Origin of the sequence: Limnochorda sp. (assembly GCF_047459355.1) — a bacterium.
Classification (GTDB): domain Bacteria; phylum Bacillota; class Limnochordia; order Limnochordales; family Limnochordaceae; genus Limnochorda.
Genome location: NZ_VSCV01000002.1, coordinates 119644 through 142779, shown reverse-complemented (window position 1 = coordinate 142779; position 23136 = coordinate 119644). Strand labels below are relative to the sequence as shown.

The following is a 23136-nucleotide window of genomic DNA, read 5'->3' as shown; positions in this document are numbered from 1 at the left end:
CAATTCAGGCCGGGGGCTGCAGGACCTCCAGCCCGCCCATGTAGGGCCGGAGCACCTCGGGGATTCGGACCGAGCCGTCCTCCTGCTGGTAGTTCTCCAGGAGCGCGGCCAGCGTGCGGCCCACAGCCAGCCCTGAACCGTTCAGGGTGTGGACGAACTCGGGCTTCGCCTTGGGCTCGGGCCGGAAGCGGATGCCCGCCCGCCGGGCCTGGAAGGCCTCGAAGTTGCTGCAGCTGGAGATCTCCACGTAGCGGCCGTAGCTGGGCATCCAGACCTCCAGGTCGTAGGTCTTGGCGGCAGCGAAGCCCAAATCACCCGAGGAGAGGCAGACCACCCGGTAGGGGAGGCCGAGGCGCTGGAGCACCGCCTCCGCGTCCTGGACCAGGGACTCCAGCTCCTCATAGCTGGTCTCGGGCCGGACCAGCTTGACCAGCTCAACCTTGTCAAACTGGTGATTGCGGATCAGGCCCCGGGTGTCCCGGCCAGCCGAGCCCGCCTCAGCCCGGAAGCAGGCGGTGTAGGCGGTGTAGCGCAAGGGGAGCTGGTCGGCCGCGAGGATCTCGCCCGCGTGGAGGTTGGTCACCGGGACCTCCGCCGTGGGGATGAGGTAGTAGTCCGTCCCCTCGCACTTGAACATGTCCTCTTCGAACTTGGGCAGTTGTCCCGTGCCGATCATGGCCGCCCGGTTGACCAGGAAGGGCGGGAAGACCTCGGTGTAGCCGTGTTCCTGAGTGTGGAGATCGAGCATGAAGCTGATCAGGGCCCGTTCCAGACGCGCCCCCGCCCCCCAGTAGAGGGCAAACCGGGCCCCGGTGATCTTGGCCGCCCGCTCGAAGTCGAGAATGCCCAGACGGGGGCCCAGCTCCCAGTGGGGCTTGGGTTCAAAGGCGAATCGGGGTGGCTCGCCCCACCGGCGGATCTCCTGGTTGGCCGTCTCATCGGGGCCGGTGGGGATGCTCTCGTGGGGCAGGTTGGGGATCTGGAGGAGGCGCTCCTCGATCTGAGCCTCCACCGCCTTGACCTGCTCGTCCAACGCCCGGATGGTCTCGCCCAGCTCCCGCATGGCCTGCATGCGGTCGGCCACATCCTCGCCCGCCTGACGGGCCCGGCCGATCTCCTGGGAGACCCGATTCCGGTAGGCCTTCTTCTCCTCGACGGTGGCCAAGAGCCGGCGCCGCTCTTCGTCCAGGCGGAGGAGCTCATCAATGGAGGGGAGCGCCTCCTCCCCCCGCCGGGCCAACGCGGCACGGGTCTCCTCGGGATGCTCCCGGATCCACTTGAGATCCAACATGGACGTCACCCTCCTGCTCGCCCCGGCGACGGCCCCGGCCGCCGGTGGCCCGCCGGGAACAAAGAAAAAACCGCCCGACTTCAGGGGCGGATTGGACCGCGGTGCCACCCTGATCCTTCCGGACGCGCCTCGCCGGAGGATGGCTCGTGCGGGCTGTATCGGGCCCAACCGGTTGGCTTCACCGCCCCGCGCTTCAGACGGGGGCGGCTGGCCGCCTGCTCCGGGGTGGATTCCCCTTCCCGCCCGACCGGCTCGCAGCACCCGCCGGCTCTCTGGACGGGCTGGGCGAAGGGTACTGGTCCCCATCATCGCCTCTGCCTTCTCCCTTGGTTTCCATTATATCCGGACCTGGTCGGGCCCGGCAAGGCCAGCGCCGGCGGGCGCAGGCTCGCCTTGGACGGCGGCCGCCTCCCGGACAACCTGCCGGTAGATCCCCTCCACCGCCCCCAGAGTCCGCTCCAGGGAGAAGGTCTCCCGGGCGAAGGCGGCGGCCGCCTCCGCCTGGCGGGCTGTCCGCTCGGCCTGGTGGAGGCAGAGGGCGCAGCGGCGGCTGAGGGCCGCCCGGTCTCCGGGCGGGACCAGATGGAGGAGCTCCTGGCCACCAGGCCTCCCGGGCCTAGCCACCACCTCGTCGATGGCCGGCAACCGGTACCCAACCACGGGCACCCCCGCCGCCATGGCCTCCATGATGGTGTAGGGGAAGCCGCCCTCGCCCCGGGAGGGATGGAGGAGGAGATCGATGCGGGCGAAAAAAGGCTCCGGTTCCTGCCAGCCCAGGAGGTGGAGCCGCTCGGCGACCCCTCGGTTCCGGGCCAGCCGGACAGCGGCCTCCCGATGGGGACCCTCCCCGCCCACCACCAAGACCGCGGGCCATCCTGCTTGGACCAGCCGGGCCAGAACCTCCACCGCATCCAGGACGCCCTTGGGCGCCCACAGGCGCCCCAAGTACCCCAGGATCGGGATAGGGATGGGCGGCTCTCGGGGCCCCACGGGATGCTCAGCCGGCCCTTCCGGCGCCTCACCCTGGGCCTCCGACGCTGCCGACCAATCGAGCCGGGCTGCCTGCTCCCGCCGCCGGCGCTGGGCCAGGGCGTCCATCTCCTCCCGGGCCAGGCCGTTCCGCACCACCTGGAGCCGCGCCGCCCCGCCAGGCCAGAGCTGGGCCACCTCCCTCGCCAGGCTCTCGGAGACCGCGATCACCCGCAGGGGACGGCCCTCCGCCGCGCGGAAGAGCCGCCCCAACCAGAGCCTCGCCAGCACCCCGGCCGGCGGGCGGGTGTGGAGGGTCCACACCGTCGGCCAAGAAGGGGCCATCTTCCGGAAGACGGCCCACGCAGGCCGCCAGCCGTGGACGTGCACCAGGTCGAAGGGCGGGCTCTGGCCGTCCCCCGGATCAGCCCAAGGCTCCCGGCCGTGCCCGGCGGGGGCCCAGGAACCGCCGCCTCCCGGCAGGGGCCAGAGAGCCTCCACCGCCGGAAGGGCGTCAAGGCCGGCCAGAACCGCCGGGGGACCGGCCACCACAAAGCGGTGGCCCGCCAGGCCCCGCAGGAGCTGGACCAGGTGCCGGCGGAGGCCCCCTTCGGCTGAACCGACCACCTGCAGGACGCGCATGGGCATCCCCCCCACGGGGGCAGTTTGCCCCGGCGCGCCCCGGCACCCCCAGGGGCGGCCCTGACCCGGGAGAGGGTAGGAAAGGGCCGGGGCCGTGGCTTTCGCCACGGCCCCGCTTGCCATCGAACCCAACCGGCGCCTGTTCGCCAATCAGGCCCGATGCCTCGAAGGTGGCGCCTTCCCAGCGGAATGATGGTGCATCACCGAGAGAGATGGAACAAGAGCTGCTGCCAGCCGCTGGAGCACCACGCTCAGGGGCGGAACGCCCCATTATGATTGTATTTACCTTACCATGGCGCTCCGCGGAGTGTCAAGGCAGGTCCTGGCCGCCTTCTCCCGGAAGAACCGGGGCCGCCGGTGGCCGCACCCGCAGCGGGCCGCTTGTTCCCCCGGGACAAGGAGCCCAGCGGGCCGTCCCGAACAGAGGGAGCAGCTGGCTCTTGGAAGGAGGCGTCTGCGTGACCTTGCGCTGGGGTCGGACCTTCTTGCTGGGTTTGGGATTCTTCGCCATCTCAGGGGCCTGGGCGCTCTTCAACGTCCAGGTCCCCCTCTACCTGCGGGGGTTCCTGGCGCCCCGGTTCCCCGAGCAGGTGAACACCTTGGTGGGCACCTTCATGATCCTGGACGAGATCGCCGCCCTCTTCCTGGAACCGTACGTGGGCGCCCTCAGCGACCGGACCCGGACCCGCCTGGGCCCCCGGCTGCCCTACGTCCTGGTGGGCATGCCCCTGGCGGGCCTGGCCTTCCTCTTCCTCCCCTACCACACCAGCCTCGTCAGTCTCATCGCCCTCGTCATCCTCTTCGACTTCTTCATGGGGATTCACCGCTCCCCCACCGTCGCCCTCATGCCCGACGTGACGCCGGAACCGCTGCGGAGCCCGGCCAACGGCGTGATCAACCTGATGGGCGGCCTGGGCGGCGCCGTCGCCTTCGGGGTGGGGGCCCTCTTCCTGCCCGACCATGACCGGACGGCCTTCGCCATCATGGGCGGCCTCTTGCTCGTGGTGCCCTGGATCCTCCTCATCTTCCTGAAGGAGGCCAGGACCCCCCTGGGGTGGCGGGACGGGCCGCCAGAGGAGGAAGCGCCTGGGCTTCTCACCACCGTTGGAGGCCTGATCCGCTCCCGAGACCGCCGGCCCCTGGCGCTCCTCTTCGGGCTCCTCTTGATCTGGGGTTCCTGGAACGCGCTCAACCAGCTGTTCAGCACCTACGCCACCGTCCGGCTGGGGATGACCTCGGGCGCCGCCTCTCAGGCGCTCCTGGCGGCCGCAGCCATGCTCATTCTCCTGGCCATCCCCGGCGGCCTGGTGGGAGCCCGGCTGGGCCGGCACCGGACCATGGCCACCGCCGGCGGGCTGCTGGTGCTGGTTCTGCTCGTGGCGCCCCTCCTCCGCCCCGGCCTTCCCCTGCTCCTGGCCCTGGCCGCGGTGGGGATTCTCTGGGCCTTCATCGTCGTCAACGCGTACCCCTCGGTGGCCGCCCTCGGCCAGAATGTCCAGACGGGCACCTACACGGGCCTCTACTACCTGTTCACCACCACGGGGGCCATCCTCACGCCCCCCGTCCTGGGCGCCCTCATGGACCGGTTCGGTGAGGCCTTCCTCTTCACCGGGGCCGCGCTCCAGACCCTCCTGGGCGTTCTCCTCCTCTGGCTGGCCGCGCCCCGGGCCGCCCACGCCCCGGAGGTCCGGCCCTAGCGGGCGGCCGCCGGCAGGGGCAAACGAGAACGGGCCGGGGAGACCCGGCCCGCTTCCGTCCCCACCTTGACCTGGAGCGGATCAGAGGATGGGGCTGGCGTGCTTGGCCTTCAGCTGCTCCCAGCGGAAGTCGACCTCCCGCTGGATTTCCTCCAGCATCTCGGCATATTCCGGCTTGAGCAGGTGCCGGGTCTTGCCCATCATCTTGAGCCACTCGCTGACGGGCACCTTCTTCTCCCGGTCCTCGGGATTGTAGGTGATGGTGGTCTTCCCCTGCTCCACCTCGTAGAGCGGGAAGAAGCAGCTGTTGACGGCCGCCTCCAGGATCTTGGTGCCCAGCCGCTCCTCGCTCCGCCAGTTGAGGGGGCAGCTGATGAGGATCTTGCCGTAGGCCGTCCCCTCGTGGGTGGCGTAGTACTGGGCCTTGGCCGCCTTCTTGACCAGATCCTGGGGGAACGCCTCGGAGCCCGTGAAGACGTACGGGATGCGGGTCGCCGCCATGATCTGGGCCGTGTCCTTGTGGTGGAAGGTCTTGCCCCTGCCCACCGAACCCACGTTGCTGGTGCTGGTCCGGTGCCCGTAGGGCGTCGAGTACGACAGCTGGGCGCCGGTGTTCATGTACCCCTGGTTGTCGTACTCCAGGATGATCAGCCGGTGGTTCCGCAGGGCGGTCCCCAGGGCGGAGCCCATGCCGATGTCCATCCCGCCGTCCCCGGTGATCATGATGAAGGTGAGCTCATCATCGGGCGGAAGCTCGCCCCGACGCTGCCGCTCCCGGAAGGCCTCCAGCGCACCGGCCAGGGTGGGGGCCCCGTTTTGGAAGAGGTTGTGGATGAACGAGACCCGGTGGGCGCTGTAGGGGTACCCGGTGGTGGTCACGTAGGCGCAACCCGTCTGGTAGAGGACCACCACGTCGCCCTCGATCCCCTTCAGGAAGGTGTCCACCCCAGAGAAGATGCCGCAGCCGGGGCAGGCCCCGTGACCCGAGAGGATCCGCTTGGGCCGCGCGGTGAGCTCCCGCGGCCGGGCGATCTTCACCTCAAGGCGGCCCGTCTCCTCGTTCTTGGTCACCTCGACCAGGCCCTGGTTGACCTCTTCCTTGGTGAGAGGATCGACGACCCGCACGGGCGTCTTCTCAGGATCGCCCGGCGTCACACCCAGGTAGTCGAAGGGCTTCTCCACCTTGCCCGTCTTGGCCGTCTCGATGGCCAGCTCGAAGAGAGCACGGGCGTCCTCCGGGTAGAACTCCTTGCCGCCCAGGCCGTAGATCCGGGAGAGGACCAGGGTCTTGTTCTCCCGGTCGTCCCAGAGAGCCGACTTGATCTCGTGGGTGAGCTGGGACCCGTCCTCGCCAAAGGAGGTATCGGCCCGCTCGCCCACCACCAGGGCCTTGACGTTCTTGAGGGCACGGCGGATCTCCTCAGCCGGGAAGGGCCGGAGCACGTTGGGGCTGATGACGCCCGCCTTGATGCCCTCTTCCCGCAGCGCGTCCGCCACGTCCTTGGCCGTCTCCGCCGCGGAGTTGACCAGGAAGAGGGCGACCTCCGCATCCTCCATCCGGTAGGTGTCCAGGATGGGGTAGTGCCGGCCCGTCAGCTTGCCCCACTCGGCGAAGATCTCCGGGATCACCCGGCGGGCCTCGTCGAAGGCCAGCTTCAGCTGGTACTTGTTGTTGATGAAGTCGGGCTCGTTCATGTAAGGCCCGATGCTCACCGGGTTGCGCGGGTCGACGGAGGTGAACTCCTGGTGCCGCTCACCCAGGAAGTCCCGGACCACCTGGGGATCCTCAAAGTACTGGACCCGGCGCTTCTGGTGGCTGGTGAAGAAGCCGTCGTAGGCCACGATCACCGGGAGCTGGATCTTGGGGTGCTCGCCGATCTTGACGGCCAGCACGTTCATGTCGTAGACGGCCTGGGGGTCGCGGGCCAGGAGGACGATCCAGCCGGTGTGGATGGCAAAGTAGAGGTCCGAGTGGTCCCCGTGAATGTTCAAGGGGCCGCTGATGGACCGGGTGACCAGGTTGAGCACCATGGGCATGCGGGTGCCCGACTGGACGGGCAGCTGCTCCAGGGCGTACATGAGCCCGTTGGCGCTGGTGGCGTTCAGGACCCGGGCCCCTGCCGTCGCGGCGCCGTAGCAGATCCCCGCCGCGCCGTGCTCCCCGTCCCCGGGGATCATGACGATGTCGTGCTCCCCTTCCGCCTTCATGGCGTCAAGGAACTCGGCAATCTCCGTGGACGGGGTGATGGGGTAGTAGCCCATCACGTGGAAGTTGATCTGGCGGGCGGCCACCGCGGCCATCTCGTTGCCGCTCAGGAAGTCGACCTTCTGCTTGGGGCGCCCGGCCTCGCGCAGGGCCTCTTCGGCAACAGCCATCAGGCAATCACCCTTTCCGCGTGGACGAAGCGATGGGGGACCCGGCGGCTCGCGACCAGTTCGGCGGTCTCCCTGGCCTCCGTCAGGGCGCCGGGCACCGGGCAGGCTTCAACACACTTGAGGCAGCCCTTGCAGTACTGGTAGTCGATGCCCACCAAGCGCTGGGCCGGGCGGCCCTTCTTGTCGGTCCCCTGTTCCCAGACAAAGCAGTAGTCGGGGCAGACGAAGTCGCACTGGCCGCAGTCGATGCACTTCTCCCGATCGAAGACAGGCACGAAGCCCTCCCGGGAGGCGCTCAGATCCTTCAGCATGCTGTTGCCGGGATCGGCGACCACGCCGCCCAGGGGAGCGTTCAGGTACCCCCACTTGGGAGCCGGACGGTGGTAGGGCTTGCCTTCGCCCGTACCGTCGCCCAAGGTCTTCAGCTCCAGCTCCTCGTAGCCCCGGTCGAAGCTCCGCAGGTTCCGCTCGACCAGATGGGGGTACTTCCGTTCAAAGGTGGAGCGGATGACGGCCTTGACCGCCTCGGGATCAATGAAACCCGAAGCCCGGGTCAGCGCGCCCATCATCACGGTGTTGATGCGGCTCTTCTCCTCCACCGCGATCTGGAGCGCATCCACCACGCCCAGGGTGCCGCTGGTCATCTTCAGGTCCTGGGCCAGCTCATCCAGGCTCCGGGCGGTGTTGACGACCACCACGCTGTTGGGGTAGATGCCCCCGGCGGGGTCGCCCGTCCGGATCAAGGCCTCGTGGAAGATGGCCAGAAGGTGCGGCCGCTCCACGGGCGCGCTGGTCCGGAGCTTGATCTCCGGCGGGCCCAAACGGATGAAGCTTTTGACAGGCGTTCCCTTCTTTTCGGAGCCGTACGAGGCGAAGTTGGCCCCGTTGAAACCCATGTGCAGAACGGCGGCTTCGGCGAGCATCTTGCCCGCCAGGTTGGCCCCCAGCCCCCCGATGGATTCCAGACGAATCTCGTAGAATCCCTCTTCGTTGGTGACGGGCAACGTCGCGTTCATCGAGTTCCCCCTCTCCCTCACGACAGAGACACGCTCCGGGCGGCACCAAACCCACGCGTGTCCCACTCGATCGTACCATTGATCACAAGATCACACAACCGACGAACCGACCGATCCAACAATCCCCATCACCTTCTCCGCAAATAGGGTCAAAGTTCACGGGTCATCTGTCCCAAGGGTCGGCTCGTCCCCGGCAAGGTTGAGTCCCCGGGTGAGACCAGCGCGGCGCGTGAAAAAGGGCCCTGCCGCGGGCAGGGCCCTAGATCCCAGGCCGGCTCAGGGCCAGCCGGGGTAGAGGGGGAAGGCGTCGGTCAGCTGCCGGACCTGGTCGGCGATGGCGGCGGCCTCGGCCGGCGCGGTGAGGGCCCGGTCGATCAGGTCGGCGATGAGGACCATCTCCCCTTCTTTCATCCCCCGGGTGGTGACCGCCGGGGTCCCCAGCCGGATCCCGCTGGCGATGAAGGGCTTCTCCGTGTCGAAGGGGATGGTGTTCTTGTTGACGGTGATCCCCACCGCCTCCAGCCGCTCCTCCGCCTCCTTGCCCGTCAGGCCCCGGGCCTTCACGTCCACCAGGAGGAGGTGGGTGTCGGTCCCGCCCGTCACCAGGCGCCAGCCCCGCTCCTGCAAGGCCTGGCCCAGGGCCCGGGCGTTCCGGACCACCTGTTCCTGGTAGGCTCGGAACTCCGGCGTGAGGGCCTCCTTCAAGGCCACCGCCTTGGCCGCGATGACGTGCATGAGCGGGCCGCCCTGGATGCCGGGGAAGACCGCCTTGTCCACCGCCGGGCCCCACTCGGCGGTGGTGAGGATCAACCCACCCCGGGGCCCCCGCAGGGTCTTATGGGTGGTGGTGGTGACGAAGGTCGCATGGGGCACCGGGTTGGGATGGAGCCCCGCGGCGACGAGCCCGGCGATGTGGGCCATGTCCACCATGAGGAGGGCGCCCGCTTCCTGGGCGATGGCCGCAAACCGGGCGAAGTCCAGCTGGCGCGGGTAGGCGCTGGCCCCGGCCACGATCAGCTTGGGCCGGTGCTCCAAGGCCAGGCGGCGGACCTCGTCGTAGTCCAGCTCCTCCGTCTCCCGGGAGACATGGTAGGGGATGACCCGGAACCACTTCCCCGACAGGTTGACGGGGCTGCCGTGGGTCAAGTGGCCCCCGTGGGGCAAGGCCATACCCATGATGGTCGCCCCCGGCTCCAGAGCCGCGAAGTAGACGGCCTGGTTGGCCTGGGCCCCCGAATGGGGCTGGACGTTGACGTGCTCCGCACCGAAGAGGGCCTGGGCCCGCTCGATGGCCAGCCGCTCCGGGATGTCCACGTACCGGCAGCCGCCGTAGTAACGGCGCCCTGGGTACCCTTCGGCGTACTTGTTGGTCATCACCAGGCCCTGGGCAGCCATGACGGCCCGGCTGGCGAAGTTCTCGGAGGCGATCAGCTCCAGGGTCTGCTGCTGGCGACGGACCTCGGCGGCGATGGCCTCCGCCACCTCCGGGTCCACCCGCCGGATCTGCTCCAACGCTTCCGATCGGTAAAGAGCTTCCTCGTCGGCCACGATCCTCAGCCTCCTGCTGGCCCGGCCTGCCCGGCGGCTACCAACCGGGATGGGCGGCCTCGTACGCCCGGATGGCCGCCTCATGCTCCAAGGTGATGTCGATGGGGTCCAGCCCCTCCAAGAGCATGCGCCGCCGGAAGGCATCCAGCTCAAAAGGCTGGACCAGCCCGTGATCGTCCCGCACCTGGCAGGCCTCCAGGTCGACGGTCACGTAGTACCCCTCCTCCTCCGTGGCGCGGCGCATCAGCTCCCCAACCACCTCAGCCTCGAGCCGGACCGGAAGGAGGCCGTTGTTGAGGCAGTTGTTGTAGAAGATGTCCGCGAAGGAGGGCGCCAGGATGGCCCGGAAGCCGTACTCCTTCAGGGCCCAGGGGGCGTGCTCCCGGGAGGAGCCGCACCCGAAGTTGGCCCCGGTGATGAGGATGGTCGCCCCCTGGTAGCGGGGCAGGTTGAGGACGAAGTCGGGCCGGGGCTGGCCCTGCTCATCGTACCGCCAGTCGTAGAAGAGGAACTGGCCGAAGCCCGTCCGCTCCACCCGCTTGAGGAACTGCTTGGGAACGATCTGATCGGTATCCACATTGATCCGGTCCAAGGGGACCGCCAAGCCCCGGTGGACCCGGAACGGTTCCATGCGCACCGACTCCCTTCAGGCCATAAGGTCAGGCTGTGAGCACCCCGAGTTCCCGCACATCCACAAAGTGGCCGTAGATGGCGGCCGCAGCGGCCATCACGGGGCTGACCAGGTGGGTCCGCCCGCCCCGCCCCTGCCGGCCCTCAAAGTTCCGGTTGGAGGTGGAGGCGCACCGCTCGCCGGGTTGGAGGATGTCCTGGTTCATGCCCAGGCACATGCTGCAGCCCGCCTCCCGCCACTCGAAGCCCGCCTCCTTGAAGATCTGATCCAAGCCTTCCTGCTCGGCCTGGTACTTGATCCACTGGGAGCCGGGCACCACCATGGCCCGCACGCCCGGGGCCACCTTCTTCCCCCGGACCACCTGGGCCGCCGCCCGGAGGTCCTCCAGCCGGGCGTTGGTGCAGGACCCGATGAAGACCCGGTCGATCTTGATCTCCTGGATGGGTGTGCCCGGCTCCAACCCCATGTACTCCAGGGCCCGCTCCGCCGCCCGGCGGGTTTCGGGGTCGGCAAACTCACTGGGGTCGGGCACCCGGCCGGTCACGTCGGTCACCATGCCGGGGCTGGTCCCCCAGGTCACCTGGGGCGCGAGGCGGGAGACGTCGAAGACCACCCGGTGGTCAAAGGTGGCATCGGGATCGGTGGGGAGGGTCTCCCAGTAGGCGACGGCCCGCTCGAAGGCGGCGCCCTTGGGCGCGTACCGCCGTCCCTCCAGGTAGGCGAAGGTGGTCGCATCAGGGGCGACCATCCCCGCCCGGGCCCCGGCCTCGATGGCCATGTTGCAGATGGTCATCCGCTCCTCCATGGTCATCCGTTCCACCACGGGGCCCCGGTACTCCACCACGTAGCCTGTCGCCCCGTCGGTGCCGATCTGGCCGATGAGGCCCAGGATGACGTCCTTGGCCGTCACCCCCAAGCCCAGCTCCCCCTCGATCCAGATCTCCATGCTCTTGGGCTTCCACTGGGGGAGGGTTTGGGTGGCCAGCACATGCTCCACCTCGCTGGTCCCAATCCCAAAGGCCAGCGCACCGAAGGCCCCGTGGGTGGAGGTGTGGCTGTCGCCACAGACGATGGTCTTCCCGGGCTGGGTGAGGCCCAGCTGGGGGCCGATGATGTGGACAATCCCCTGGTCCGGGCTGTACAGATCAAAGAGGGTGATCCCGAACTCCCGGCAGTTGCGGATCAACGTCTCCATCTGCTGGGCCGCAATGGGGTCCGGGCTCAGGGGCTGGCCGGGAATCCTGGGGGTGGTGGGCACGTTGTGGTCCATGGTTGCAAAGGTGAGGTCAGGCCGCCGCACCCGGCGTCCGGCCAGGCGCAGGCCTTCAAAGGCCTGGGGGGAAGTCACCTCGTGGAGGAGGTGGAGGTCGATGTAGAGAAGGGGCGGCTTGCCCGGCTCCTCCACCACCACGTGGGCTTCCCACACCTTGTCGAAGAGGGTCTTTCCCGCCACCTTGGTCACCTCGATTTATACCGGCGGTCGCCAGGGTTTCAGAATGAGTACGGCGCCCGGCGGGAGAACCCTGCCCGGGCGCCGTCACGAAGGCTCTCAGGCCTACACCAGCGGGGGCGCCTCGGGCAGCTCTGCCAGGGCCCGGGCGATGGCCTCACCTGGATCCCTCACATCCTCCAGCTGGCCCGAGCGGTAGGCGTCGTAGGCCGCCATATCGAAGTGGCCGTGGCCCGACAGGTTGAAGAGGATGGTGCGGGCCTCGCCCTGATCCTTGCAGCGGAGGGCCTCGTCGATGGCGGCCCGGACCGCGTGGGCCGACTCAGGCGCAGGGACGATCCCTTCGCTCCGGGCGAAGAGGACAGCAGCCTCAAAGACCGCCCTCTGGGGATAGGCTCGGGCCTGGATATGGCCCTCATGGTAGAGCTGGCTGACCAAGGCCGAATCCCCGTGGTAGCGGAGCCCGCCCGCGTGGATGGCCGGCGGCACGTAGGTCCGGCCCAGGGTGTACATGGGCAAAAGAGGCGTCAACCCCGCCACGTCGCCAAAATCGTAGGCGTACCGGCCCCGGGTGAGGGTGGGGCAGGCTTCGGGCTCCACCGCCAGCACCTCCACCTCGTCCCCGGCAAACCGGTCGTAGAGGAAGGGGAAGGCGATCCCCCCGAGGTTGCTGCCCCCGCCGCAGGAGGCGATGACCAGGTCCGCCTTCTCCCCCACTAAAGCCAGCTGCTCTTTGGCCTCCAGCCCGATGACCGTTTGGTGAAGGAGGACGTGGTTGAGGACGCTTCCCAAGGCGTAGTTGGTATCCTCGTGGGTGGCCGCATCCTCCACCGCCTCGCTGATGGCGATCCCCAAAGAGCCGGGCGAGTCGGGCTCGGCCCCCAGCACCCGCCGCCCCGCCTGGGTGTGGGGGCTCGGGCTGGGGTGGACCGTCGCCCCCCAGGTCTCCATCATGGACCGACGGTAGGGTTTCTGGTCGTAGCTCACCCGCACCATGTAGACGGTGCACTCCAAACCGAACAGGTTGCAGGCCAGACTCAGCGCGCTCCCCCACTGGCCCGCCCCCGTCTCGGTGGCCAGCCGCCGGATACCAGCCTCCTTATTGTAGTAGGCCTGGGCCACCGCGGTGTTGGGCTTGTGGGAGCCCGCCGGGGAGACGCCCTCGTACTTGTAGTAGATGCGGGCGGGCGTCCCCAAGGCCGCTTCCAGCCGGTGGGCCCGGAAGAGGGGCGTCGGCCGCCAGAGGCGGTAGACCTCCCGAACAGGCTCGGGGATGGGGATCCACCGTTCGCTGCTCACCTCCTGCTCGATCAGGGCAGGAGGGAAGATGGCCGCCAGATCCTCGGGACGGACCGGGGCTCCCGTCTGGGGGTTGAGGGGCGGCTTGGGGGGCGTGGGCATGTCGGCCAGGATGTTGTACCAGTGGGTGGGCAAGCGTGACTCGTCGAGCAGGATCTTGGTGGGCACCTGGGACATCCTCAGCTCAGCTCCTCTCAGACGATGGCCCGTCTCAGCCTCTCGCTCACGGGGTCGGCCGCGCTGCCCTCTGGGGGCAGGTCGGCCGGATAATATCAGCACCTATTCGCCGCACCCCATCCAAGTCCTGCCAAGGCCGGTTCTGCCGGCGGCTCCGTCCGGCGTAGGGTAGGACGGGAACGGTCGGGCGCTGGGGGTGGGGTGGGTGCCGGGGGACGGCGAGATCGTCCGGGGGATGGCCCTGCTCAGGGTGCTTTCAGGGAGCTTGGAACTGGCCGCCGCCTACCTGATGATCCGCTGGGGCCGGGTGGACCACGCCATGCGGATCAACGGGCTCTTGGGCCTGGTCGGGCCGACGGTGCTCCTCTTGGTCAGCCTCCTGGGCCTGGCCAGCCTGTCGGTCCACCTGCCCTGGCCACGCCTGGGGTTGATCGCCTGCGGGGTGGCCCTCATCCTCCTGGGAACGCGGTAGGCCCGGCCGCGCGGCCGGGCCCTGGAGAGCGTTTCCCGGGAAATAGGGCTTGGGTCAGGGTGTGAGGCGGTTGAGCATTCGGGGGAAGGGGATGGTCTCCCGCACGTGGGGGAGGCCGCAGATCCACGCCACCACCCGCTCGATGCCCATGCCGAAGCCCGAGTGGGGAACGGTGCCGTAGCGGCGGAGGTCCAGGTACCAGTGGTACCGGTCCACCGGAAGCCCATGCTCCCGGAGCCGCTCCTCCAAGAGCGCCACGTCGTGGATCCGCTGGCCGCCGCCGATGATCTCGCCGTACCCTTCGGGGGCGAGGAGGTCGTCGCAGAGGACCACCTCGGGCCGCGCGGGGTCAGGTTGCATGTAGAAGGCCTTGCACTGCCGGGGGTAGCGCTCGATGAAGACGGGCCGGTCGAATTGGCTGGCCAGCCAAGTCTCCTCAGGCGCTCCGAAGTCGTCACCCCAGGTGAAGCCCTCGGGCCGCTTCTTGAGCATTTCCACCGCTTCATCGTACGTGAGGCGGGGGAAGGGCGGCTCCACCTTCTCCAAGGGGGCCAGATCCCGCTCCAAGACCTCCAGCTCCTGCCGGCGGTTCTGGAGCACCTGCCGGACCACGTGGGTGACCAGCTGCTCTTGGAGGGCCATGTTCTCCTGATGCTCCATGAAGGCAGCTTCGGGCTCCACCATCCAGAACTCCGTCAGGTGGCGGCGGGTCTTGGACTTCTCCGCCCGGAAGGTGGGGCCGAAGGTGTAGACCCGGCCGAAGGCCATGGCCGCGGCCTCCGCGTAGAGCTGGCCGCTTTGGGTGAGGTAGGCCTTTTCCTCAAAGTAGTCCGTTTCGAAGAGGGTGGTCGTTCCCTCCACCGAGAGGGGCGTGAGGATGGGCGCGTCCACCAGCAAGAAACCCTGATCGTCCAGGAACTGGCGGGTGGCGCGGATCACCTCGGCCCGCACCCGCAAGATGGCGTGCTGCCGGCGGGAGCGGAGCCACAGGTGGCGGTGATCCATGAGGAACTCCACCCCGTGCTCTTTGGGGGTGATGGGGTAGCCCTCGGCGGCCTGGATCACCTCCAGGCCCGTCACCGCCAGCTCGTACCCGCCGGGCGCCCGGGGGTCCGCCTTGACCACGCCCCGGACGATGATGGAACTCTCCTGGCCCAGGCGCTCCGCCCGCTCAAAGATCTCGGGCAGCTCAGGCCGGAAGAGGACGGCCTGGACGATCCCCGTCCCATCCCGCACCTGCAGGAAGAGGAGCTTGCCCGAGGAGCGCTTGTTGTACAGCCAACCCCGGAGCTCCACCTCCTGGCCCACGTGTTCGCCCAAACGCTCCACCCAGCTCCGCACCACGGCAGACTCTGCCACCCCAAAAGCCTCCTTGCCCACAGTCTCCTGCCCTTAGGGGGCGCCTTGGCCCGGCACCCAAAGCTTGCTCTGCACGGCGTCGACCGTCTTCCGCCCGCCCCCGTCCCCCGCGGGCCGGTCTGGCCCCTGGGGCGGGGCCTGACCTTCCATAAGGCCCGCGGCTTCGAGGAGCTCCCGCTGGATCTGGTTGAGCAAAGCCAAAAGTTCGGCCTCCGCCTCGAAGAGCTCTCGGATGTAGGGGTTGTAGGCGGCCAGGCTGGTCACGTGCTGGTAGCGAGCGACCAGCTCCTGGGGCACCTCTTCGCCCCGCTCGGTCCGTTCCAGGATCTCCTGCTGGACCTCTTGGACATCTTTGAGCATGATGCGGGCCGCCTCTCGGGACGCCACCATTTGGCGGGCCTCCCGCACCCGGGCGACCGCCTGGGATGAGGCCAGCGCCTCCCGCAGCGACCGGAGGGCCCCTGCCACCTGGGGCTCCATCCGCCTCCCTCCCCTCCCTCTTCGCTTCCCGCCAAGGCCTTCCTGGACGACAAAGCGCCCGACCCTCTGGCCGAGCGCTCCTCAACTCGCCTCAGTTTCTGGTGGAGATGAGCGGGCTCGAACCGCCGACCTCCTGCGTGCAAAGCAGGCGCTCTCCCAACTGAGCTACATCCCCACGCACACCGCCAGTGGCGGCGCGCCCATTCTAACATGTGGTGCCAGGGAGGTCAACGCCGCTCGGGCCAGATCAGTCTTCCGGTTCCTCGTCATCCACCAGGGTCCCGGCAGCAACCACCGTCTCGTCCTCCTCCAGGCGCATGAGCCGCACCCCTTGGGTGACCCGTCCCTGGACCGAGATCTCGCTCACTGCCATCCGGATCATCACCCCTTGGGAGCTGATCAGCATCACCTCGGCCTGGGGCTGCACCACCCGGGCGTCGATGATGGGCCCCGTCTTCTCCGTCAGGTTGAGGGTGCGGATGCCCTTGCCGCCCCGGCCCGTCCGCCGGTACTGGTCCAAGGGTGTCCGCTTGCCGTACCCGCGCGCGGTGATGACCAGGAGGTCGCTGTCGGCCAAGACCTCATCGGCGGCCACCACCTGATCCCCGGGCTCCAGGCGGATCCCCCGCACCCCTTGCGCGGTCCGTCCCATGGGCCGGACCTCGTCCTCCTGGAACCGGATGGCCTGCCCCTGGGCGGTGACCAGGATCAGCTCCTGCCGCCCGTCGGTCAGGAAGACATCCACCAGCTCGTCGCCCTCGGCCAGGGTGATACAGATGATGCCGTTCCGGGGCGTGTCGAACTCGGAGAGCGCGGTCTTCTTCACCGTCCCCTGGCGGGTGACCATGACCAGGTAGCGGTCGTCGTCGAACTGGTCGATGGCCAAGGTGGCCGTCACCTGCTCCTCCGCCTCCAGGGGGACGACGTTGACCGCGGCCGTCCCCCGGGCGGTCCGGCTTCCTTCAGGGATTTCGTAGGCCCGCACCCGGTAGACCCGGCCCCGGTTGGTGAAGAAGAGGACGTAGCTGTGGGTCGAGGTGACAAAGAGCCGCTCCACAAAGTCCCCTTCCCGGGCGTGGACGGCGGTGATCCCCCGGCCGCCCCGCCGCTGGCCCCGGTAGGTGTCGGCCGGAACCCGCTTCACATAGCCAAAGCGGGTCAAGGTGACCACCACCTGCTCGTCGGCGATGAGGTCCTCGGGCTCCAGCTCGGGCTGGGCGGGGACGATCTGGGTCCGGCGAGGGTCCGCGAAGCGCTCCCGGATCTCCAAAAGCTCTTTCCGGACCACGCCCATCAGCTTCCGCTCGTCGGACAGGATAGCCTTCAGCTCCCCGATACGGGCCACGAGCTCCTGGTACTCCTGCTCGATCTTCTCCCGCTCTAGGCTGGTCAGGCGGCGGAGCTGCATCTCCAGGATGGCTTGGGCCTGGCGCTCGGTGAGGCCAAACCGCTCCATCAGCTGGCTCTTGGCCGTCGCCTCATCGGGTGCCCGGCGGATCAGCTGGATGATGGCATCCAGGTTGGCCAGGGCGATGCGCAGGCCTTCCAGGATGTGGGCCCGCTCCTCCGCCTTGCGGAGCTCGAAACGGGTCCGGCGCTCCACGACCTCCCGCTGGTGCTTCAGGTACTCGACCAGCATCTCCCGGAGGGTGAGCACCCGGGGCTCGCCGTCGACCAGGGCGATCATGATGGCGCCAAAGGTGTCCTCCAACTTGGAGTGCTTGAAGAGCTGGTTGAGGACCACCTGGGGGTTGGCGTCCCGCCGGAGCTCGATGGCGATCCGCAGCCCCGAACGGTCCGACTCGTCCCGCAGGTCGGTGATCCCCTCCACCCGCTTCTCCCGGACCAGGGCGGCGATCCGCTCGATGAGTTGGGCCTTGTTCACGTTGTAGGGGATCTCGTGGACGACGATCCGGTAGCGGCCCCGGTCCATGGGCTCAATCTCCGTCTTGGCCCGAACCCGGATGTGGCCCCGGCCCGTCAGGTACGCCTGGCGGATGCCCTCCTTCCCCAGGATGAGGCCGCCGGTGGGGAAGTCCGGACCCTGGATGATCTCCAAGAGCTCCTCGGCAGTGGTCTCCGGCTTGTCGATGAGCCGGACCAGCCCATCGATCACCTCGCCCAGGTTGTGGGGCGGGATGTTGGTGGCCATGCCCACCGCGATGCCCGCGGCGCCGTTGACCAGCAGGTTGGGCAGGCGGGCTGGGAGGACGGCGGGTTGCTGTTCGGTCTCGTCGAAGTTGGGAACGAAGTCGACGGTCTCCTTGTCCAGATCCCGCAGAAGCTCCATGCCCACGGGCGAAAGGCGGGCCTCGGTGTACCGCTGGGCCGCGGGAGGATCGCCGTCGATGCTGCCGAAGTTGCCGTGGCCGTCGACCAGCGGGTAACGGAAGTTGAAATCCTGCGCCATGCGGACCATGGCGTCGTAGATGGCCGCATCGCCGTGGGGATGGTACTTCCCCATGACGTCGCCGGTGATGCGGGCCGACTTCCGGTGGGGCTGATCGGGGCGGAGGCCCAGTTGGAGCATGGCGTAGAGGATCCGCCGCTGGACCGGCTTCAGCCCGTCACGAACGTCGGGAAGCGCGCGGTCGACGATGACGCTCATGGCGTAGTCCAAGTAGGACCGGCGCATCTCCTGTTCCAAGTCAACGGGGACGATCCGTCCGCCGCTCTCCGTCACGGCCACCCATCATCGTCCTTTCCAAACGGCCCGGCTTCCCTCAGATGTCCAGGTTTTCCACCTCGCGGGCATGGGTCTGGATGAACTCCCGCCGGGGCTCCACCTTCTCGCCCATCAGCACCGTGAAGATCTCATCGGCCGCTGCCGCATCACCCAGGGTGACCTGCTTGATGGTCCGGGTTTCGGGGTTCATGGTCGTCTCCCAGAGCTGCTCCGCGTTCATCTCGCCCAGACCCTTGTACCGCTGGATGGTGGCGCCCTTCCGCCCGATCTCGGCCAGAACCTGCTCCAACTCCTCGTCGCTGTAGGCGTAGTACATGGCCTTCCCCTTGCGGATGCCGTAGAGCGGAGGCAGGGCGATGTACAGGCACCCGTCCTCCACCAGCTGGGGCATGTACCGGTAGAAGAAGGTGAGAAGCAGGGTGCGGATGTGCGCGCCGTCCACGTCGGCGTCGGTCATGAGGATGATCCGCCCGTAGCGGAGCTTGCTGGCGTCGAACTCTTCGCCGATCCCGGTGCCCAAGGCGGTGATCATGTTTCGGATCTCGGCGTTGGCCAGCATCTTGTCCACCCGGGCCTTCTCCACGTTGAGGATCTTGCCCCGCAAGGGCATGATGGCCTGGAAACGCCGGTCCCGGCCCTGCTTGGCCGTCCCGCCCGCCGAGTCCCCCTCGACGATGTAGAGCTCGCACCGGTCCGGGTCGGTCCAGGTACAGTCGGCCAGCTTCCCCGGCAGCGCGCTGACCTCGAGGGCGCTCTTCCGGCGGGTCAGTTCCCGGGCTCGCCGGGCCGCCTCCCGGGCCCGGGCGGCGGTGAGGGCCTTCTCCACAATCCGTCGGGCCTCGTTGGGGTGCTCCTCAAAGTAGGTGCTCAGCTGCTCGGCCACCACCGACTCCACCAGGCCCCGGATCTCGCTATTGCCCAGCTTGGTTTTGGTCTGACCCTCAAACTGGGGCTCCTGGAGCCGGATGTTGAGGATGGCCGTCAGGCCTTCCCGCACATCCTCCCCCGTAAGGGTGGTCTCCCCATTCTTAATGAGATTGTTCTTGCGGGCATAGTCGTTGACCGACCGGGTGAGGGCCGCCCGGAAGCCGGCCAGGTGGGTGCCGCCCTCGCTCGTCCGGATGTTGTTGGCGTAGGGCAGGACCGACTCGCCGTACCCGGTGGTGTACTGGAGGGCCACCTCGACGTAGGTGCTCCCCACCGTCTGCTCAAAGTGGATGGTCGGGTGGAGCACCTCGTGGTTTCGGTTCAGGTGTTCCACGAAGGAGCGGATCCCGCCGTGGTACTGGAAGAAGTGCTCCCGCTGGTCCCGCTCATCCAAAACATGGAAGAAGACGCCCCGGTTGAGGAAGGAGAGCTCCCGCACCCGGCGGACGATCCGATCCACCTGCCAGGTGGTGTTGGGGAAGATCTCGGGATCGGGTTGGAAACGGATCCGGGTCCCTCGCCGCTTGGTGGGGCCCACCTGTTCCAGGGGCGTGACGGGCTGCCCCCGCTCGTAGCGCTGGCGGTAGTGGACCCCATCCAGGAAGACTTCGGCCACCAGCCAGGCAGAGAGGGCATTGACCACCGAGACACCCACCCCGTGCAGACCGCCTGAAACCTTGTACCCCCCCTGGTCGCCGAACTTGCCGCCGGCGTGAAGGACGGTCATCACCGTCTCCAAGGCGGATTTGCCCGTCTTGGGGTGGATCTCCACAGGGATGCCCCGGCCGTCGTCGGTGACCGACAGGCTCCCATCCTCGTGGATCACCGTCTCGATGGATGAGGCGAAGCCGTTCATCGCCTCATCGATGGAGTTGTCGATCACCTCAAAGAAGAGATGATGGAGGCCGCTCTCGTCGGTGCTGCCGATGTACATGCCGGGCCGCCGGCGGACCGCCTCCAGGCCCTCCAAGACCTGAATCTGGGCGGCTCCGTACCCTTCCTGGCCCGGCGTCGGCGAGGCGCCGTTCCCCGTCAGGGATGGGTTCTCCAGCATACATGGCGACCTCCAGCCACTAAGATAGGCTGTCACCGGTCCTGGCCGGCGGTGGACCGCTTCCGGGGACAACCGACAAGTATTCTACCATTCACGCCCAGATCCAGCAAAGGCAGGTGCGGCCGCCTTTACCGCTCCCGGCGCCCCCCGGCCCCCTGCTCCGCCCGCCGGGCCAAGGTCGTCGTGGAAATGGGCGAAGCGTACACCCGATCCCGGGTCACCACATAGGCATGGACCGGCTCCTCGGGACTCGGCACCAGGCGGCCCTGGGCCTCGGCTTGGGCGGCGTAGGCCCGGGCTGCGCTCCCCTCGGCGCTGAGGATGGCCACGATCTCCCGCAGCCGTACCACCCGATCGCCGCCGAGATGGAGATACACCGGCGTCACCCCCCAACGCTTCCGTCCCTCAGGGCCTCCTCTTCAGGCTGGATCTGCCCCGCCCGCACCCGGTAGCTCCGGCCCTGTTCCCGGAGGCCAGCAGGCAGGCTGGTCGCCTCGGTGCTGGTGACCAGGGTCTGGGTGCGGCCCATGGCCACCTCGACAAAAGCCGCCTGCCGGACCGGGTCCAGCTCCGAGAGCACATCGTCCAGCAGCAAGACGGGGTACTCGCCCAGGTAGGAGGCCATCAGTTCCAGCTCCGCGATCTTGCACGCCAGGACCACGGTCCGCTGTTCTCCCTGGGAGGCGAACCGCCGGGCCGACCGGCCGTCCAAGGTCATCTCCAAATCGTCCCGCTGGGGTCCGACCAGGCTGGTCCCCCGCCGGAGCTCCAGGGGCCTCGCCTCCCGAAGACTGGCTTCCACCCGTTCCCGAATGACATCGAGGCTCGTGGGCGCCTCGTCTTCTGTCTCCTCGAGAAAGTACGGCCGGTACCGTAAGGAGAGCTCCTTGCTCCCCGCTACCCGCTGGTGGGCCTCAGCCGCCAGGGGCGAGAGGGCTTCCACCGCCAGGGCGCGCCGGTGGATCACCCGGCTCGCCTCCTCCACGAAGGCGGCATCCCAGACCTCCAGGCTCCCCGCTGAACCCTCCCCTTGCCCGATCCGGTCCAAGAGCCGGTTCCGCTGGCGCAGGATCCGCTGGAACTTGGCCAGGGCCTCCCGGTACGCGGGCAGGGCCTGGACCAGCTGGCCGTCGAGGTACCGGCGCCGGGCCTCAGGCCCGCCCTTGACCAGGTGCAGATCGTCGGGGACGAAGAGGACCGCACTCAGGTACTCCAAGAGCTCCCCCAGCCGCCGGACCCAGTTCCCATTGACGTAGGCCCGCTTGCCCCGAGGGGTGAGCACCACCTGAAGCTCGTACCGTCCCCGCAGGCTCTCGGCTTCCAGCCGCACCTCGGCCTGAGGCGCGCCCCAACGGATCATCTCCTCATCCCGGCCCGCCCGCATGGACCGCCCCGTGGCCACCAGGTAGATGGCTTCCAGGAGGTTGGTCTTCCCCTGGCCGTTGCCGCCAAGGAAGAGGTGGAGGGAACCGGGCAGGGAGAGGGCCAGGCGGGTATAGTTCCGGAAGGAGATCAGTTCCAGCCCTTCGATGCGCACCGCCTCACCCCACACCCGCCGTCGTCACGCCAGCCGGATCCGAAGCCCCCCCACTTCCACCTCTTGGCCCTTGAAGAGCTTCCGGCCCCGCCGCTCCTCCACCTGGCCATCCACCCGGACCTGGCCTTGGGCCAGAAGCTGCTTGGCCCCGCCACCGGTCCCCACCACCCCCGCCAGCTTGAGCAGCTGGCCGAGGGTGATGGGCTCCCGCTCCAGGTGAATCACCCGCACCGCCGCCTGTTCGGCCATCGAACCCACGTGCCCCCTCGCCCGAGCTAAGGAAGCCTGACAGGCATGACGACGTAGGTGTAGCCTTCCTCACCCACGGGCTCGATGGTGCCCGGGTGATCCCCCTCGGAGAAGGCGAAGCGGACCTGGGGAGTGGAAAGGACCCGCAAGACCTCCGTCAGGTACCGGACCTGGTAGGCGGTCCGCCCCGCCCCCTCCAGCTCCTCCACCGGCACCGACTCGCTCGCTTGCCCCGCTTCCGCCCCGTGGCTCTCCAGCTGGAGCTCCCCGTCCACCTGGAGCCGGACGACGGCCGGTCCCTTCCGGCTCACCAGGGCGATCCGCTCCAAGGCCTCCAGGAGGGCCAGGCGGTCGACCGTCAAGCGGACCTGCTGCTCCTTGGGGAAGACCCGCCGGTAATCGGGGAAGACCCCTTCGATCAGGCGGGAGAAGAAGAGAAAGGTGCTGGTCTGGAAGGAGACGTGGTGCTCCGAGACCCGCAAGACGACCGGCTCCTCCAGGCCGGCCAGAAGTCGCCGCACCTCGCCCAGGGAACGGCCGGGCACCAGGACGTGGAGCGGCTCGGCCGACACCTCCGCGCCCTCCTCCGGCGGGACCAAGGGGACCTGGTAAAAGGCAAGCCGGCTGGAGTCGGTGGCCACCGCGCGGAAGTGGCCCCCTTCCACCTCCACCAAGACCCCGCTCAGGACGGGACGGCTTTCCTCCGGCGAGGCAGCGAACTCGGTCCGCTCCAAGCCCTCCCGCAGGAGGCGTGCGTCCACCTGCCAGGGCCCTCCCTCCACCTGGGGCAGGGTTGGGAAGTCCGAGGGATCCAGGGCCCGCAGCTGGAACCGGCTCGCCCCCGAGGTGAGGTGGACCACCCCCGACCCGTCGGTGGCCAGGCGCACATCCCCGCCCGGGAGCCGGCGGACGATGGAACTGAGGAGCCGGCCGGGAAGCAGGACCCGACCCGGTGCCCGGACATCGGCCTCGATCTGGGTGGTCACCCCCATCTCCAGGTCGGAGGCCGTCAGGCGAACTCCGGAACCCCCACCTTCACCCGCCTCCAACAGGATACCTGTAAGGGCGGGGATGGTGTCCCGGGAGGAGACCGTCCGTTCGACCAGGGCGACCGCGGTGCTGAACCGTTCGTGGTCGAGGAGAAGCTCCACCGGCGTCACTCCTTCTTCTTCGACGACGACGATCATCAATCGATCGATTGATAGAATCGGTAGTCGTCGTAGTCGTCGGGCTGTGGATTCAGGGGAAAAGGGGACCAAAGGCCGTCATAGCGCCC

The 23136-nt window shown here is 68.4% G+C and carries 18 protein-coding genes and 1 tRNA gene; 2 read left to right on the top strand and 17 right to left on the bottom strand.

Going from position 1 to position 23136, the window contains the following annotated elements:
• Nucleotides 1-4: 4 nt before the first annotated feature.
• On the bottom strand, nucleotides 5-1291 hold the full coding sequence (serS, locus tag FWJ67_RS01890) for a serine--tRNA ligase (RefSeq protein ID WP_304174897.1): 1287 nt from the start codon (nucleotides 1289-1291) through the stop codon (nucleotides 5-7).
• Between the two features lie 336 nt (nucleotides 1292-1627).
• Complete coding sequence (locus FWJ67_RS01885) at nucleotides 1628-2902, bottom strand: glycosyltransferase family 4 protein (protein WP_414481763.1); 1275 nt, start codon at nucleotides 2900-2902, stop codon at nucleotides 1628-1630.
• 458 nt (nucleotides 2903-3360) lie between these two features.
• Here FWJ67_RS01885 and FWJ67_RS01880 point away from each other — a divergent pair, with 458 nt between their 5' ends.
• Nucleotides 3361-4599 carry an MFS transporter gene (locus FWJ67_RS01880; protein ID WP_414481762.1) on the top strand — a complete coding sequence of 413 codons (1239 nt, stop codon included), beginning with the start codon at nucleotides 3361-3363 and terminating at the stop codon, nucleotides 4597-4599.
• Nucleotides 4600-4680: 81 nt separating this feature from the next.
• On the opposite strand, the gene FWJ67_RS01875 is transcribed toward FWJ67_RS01880, so the two are convergent.
• From FWJ67_RS01875 to FWJ67_RS01850, 6 genes are all read right to left on the bottom strand, one after another.
• Nucleotides 4681-6975 carry a thiamine pyrophosphate-dependent enzyme gene (locus FWJ67_RS01875; RefSeq protein ID WP_304174891.1) on the bottom strand — a complete coding sequence of 765 codons (2295 nt, stop codon included), beginning with the start codon at nucleotides 6973-6975 and terminating at the stop codon, nucleotides 4681-4683.
• Entirely contained in the window at nucleotides 6975-7991 is a 1017-nt protein-coding gene (locus tag FWJ67_RS01870) for a 2-oxoacid:acceptor oxidoreductase family protein (protein WP_304174888.1), read from the bottom strand. Before FWJ67_RS01870 ends, FWJ67_RS01875 begins: the two co-directional genes overlap by 1 nt.
• Nucleotides 7992-8267: 276 nt before the next feature.
• Entirely contained in the window at nucleotides 8268-9503 is a 1236-nt protein-coding gene (glyA, locus tag FWJ67_RS01865; RefSeq protein ID WP_414481781.1) for a serine hydroxymethyltransferase, read from the bottom strand.
• Between the two features lie 73 nt (nucleotides 9504-9576).
• Nucleotides 9577-10170 (bottom strand): 3-isopropylmalate dehydratase small subunit, encoded by a 594-nt coding sequence (leuD, locus tag FWJ67_RS01860; protein ID WP_304174883.1) that lies wholly within the window; start codon nucleotides 10168-10170, stop codon nucleotides 9577-9579.
• 28 nt (nucleotides 10171-10198) lie between these two features.
• A complete protein-coding gene (gene leuC, locus FWJ67_RS01855) occupies nucleotides 10199-11623 on the bottom strand; it encodes a 3-isopropylmalate dehydratase large subunit (RefSeq protein ID WP_304174880.1) in 1425 nt (474 codons plus the stop codon).
• 102 nt (nucleotides 11624-11725) lie between these two features.
• Nucleotides 11726-13087 carry a TrpB-like pyridoxal phosphate-dependent enzyme gene (locus FWJ67_RS01850; protein ID WP_369686604.1) on the bottom strand — a complete coding sequence of 454 codons (1362 nt, stop codon included), beginning with the start codon at nucleotides 13085-13087 and terminating at the stop codon, nucleotides 11726-11728.
• A 214-nt stretch (nucleotides 13088-13301) separates the two neighbouring features.
• Here FWJ67_RS01850 and FWJ67_RS01845 point away from each other — a divergent pair, with 214 nt between their 5' ends.
• Entirely contained in the window at nucleotides 13302-13568 is a 267-nt protein-coding gene (locus FWJ67_RS01845; RefSeq protein ID WP_304174874.1) for a DUF2619 domain-containing protein, read from the top strand.
• Between the two features lie 54 nt (nucleotides 13569-13622).
• On the opposite strand, the gene asnS is transcribed toward FWJ67_RS01845, so the two are convergent.
• From asnS to dnaN, 9 genes are all read right to left on the bottom strand, one after another.
• Nucleotides 13623-14909 (bottom strand): asparagine--tRNA ligase, encoded by a 1287-nt coding sequence (gene asnS, locus FWJ67_RS01840; protein ID WP_369686603.1) that lies wholly within the window; start codon nucleotides 14907-14909, stop codon nucleotides 13623-13625.
• A gap of 51 nt (nucleotides 14910-14960) precedes the next feature.
• On the bottom strand, nucleotides 14961-15407 hold the full coding sequence (locus tag FWJ67_RS01835; RefSeq protein ID WP_304174869.1) for a YlbF family regulator: 447 nt from the start codon (nucleotides 15405-15407) through the stop codon (nucleotides 14961-14963).
• Between the two features lie 99 nt (nucleotides 15408-15506).
• A tRNA-Ala gene (locus FWJ67_RS01830) sits at nucleotides 15507-15582 on the bottom strand.
• Nucleotides 15583-15654: 72 nt separating this feature from the next.
• Nucleotides 15655-18090: a DNA gyrase subunit A gene (gene gyrA / locus FWJ67_RS01825; protein WP_414481780.1), complete on the bottom strand. Its 2436-nt coding sequence runs from the start codon at nucleotides 18088-18090 to the stop codon at nucleotides 15655-15657.
• A gap of 40 nt (nucleotides 18091-18130) precedes the next feature.
• Nucleotides 18131-20074 (bottom strand): DNA topoisomerase (ATP-hydrolyzing) subunit B, encoded by a 1944-nt coding sequence (gene gyrB / locus FWJ67_RS01820; RefSeq protein WP_304174863.1) that lies wholly within the window; start codon nucleotides 20072-20074, stop codon nucleotides 18131-18133.
• A 128-nt stretch (nucleotides 20075-20202) separates the two neighbouring features.
• Nucleotides 20203-20451 (bottom strand): extracellular matrix regulator RemB, encoded by a 249-nt coding sequence (gene remB / locus FWJ67_RS01815; protein ID WP_304174860.1) that lies wholly within the window; start codon nucleotides 20449-20451, stop codon nucleotides 20203-20205.
• 5 nt (nucleotides 20452-20456) lie between these two features.
• On the bottom strand, nucleotides 20457-21611 hold the full coding sequence (gene recF, locus FWJ67_RS01810; RefSeq protein ID WP_304174857.1) for a DNA replication/repair protein RecF: 1155 nt from the start codon (nucleotides 21609-21611) through the stop codon (nucleotides 20457-20459).
• 24 nt (nucleotides 21612-21635) lie between these two features.
• Complete coding sequence (locus FWJ67_RS01805; protein WP_304174855.1) at nucleotides 21636-21860, bottom strand: RNA-binding S4 domain-containing protein; 225 nt, start codon at nucleotides 21858-21860, stop codon at nucleotides 21636-21638.
• Between the two features lie 26 nt (nucleotides 21861-21886).
• Nucleotides 21887-23011, bottom strand: a complete 1125-nt coding sequence (dnaN, locus tag FWJ67_RS01800) for a DNA polymerase III subunit beta (RefSeq protein WP_304174853.1) — start codon at nucleotides 23009-23011, stop codon at nucleotides 21887-21889.
• Between the last annotated feature and the right edge of the window lie 125 nt (nucleotides 23012-23136).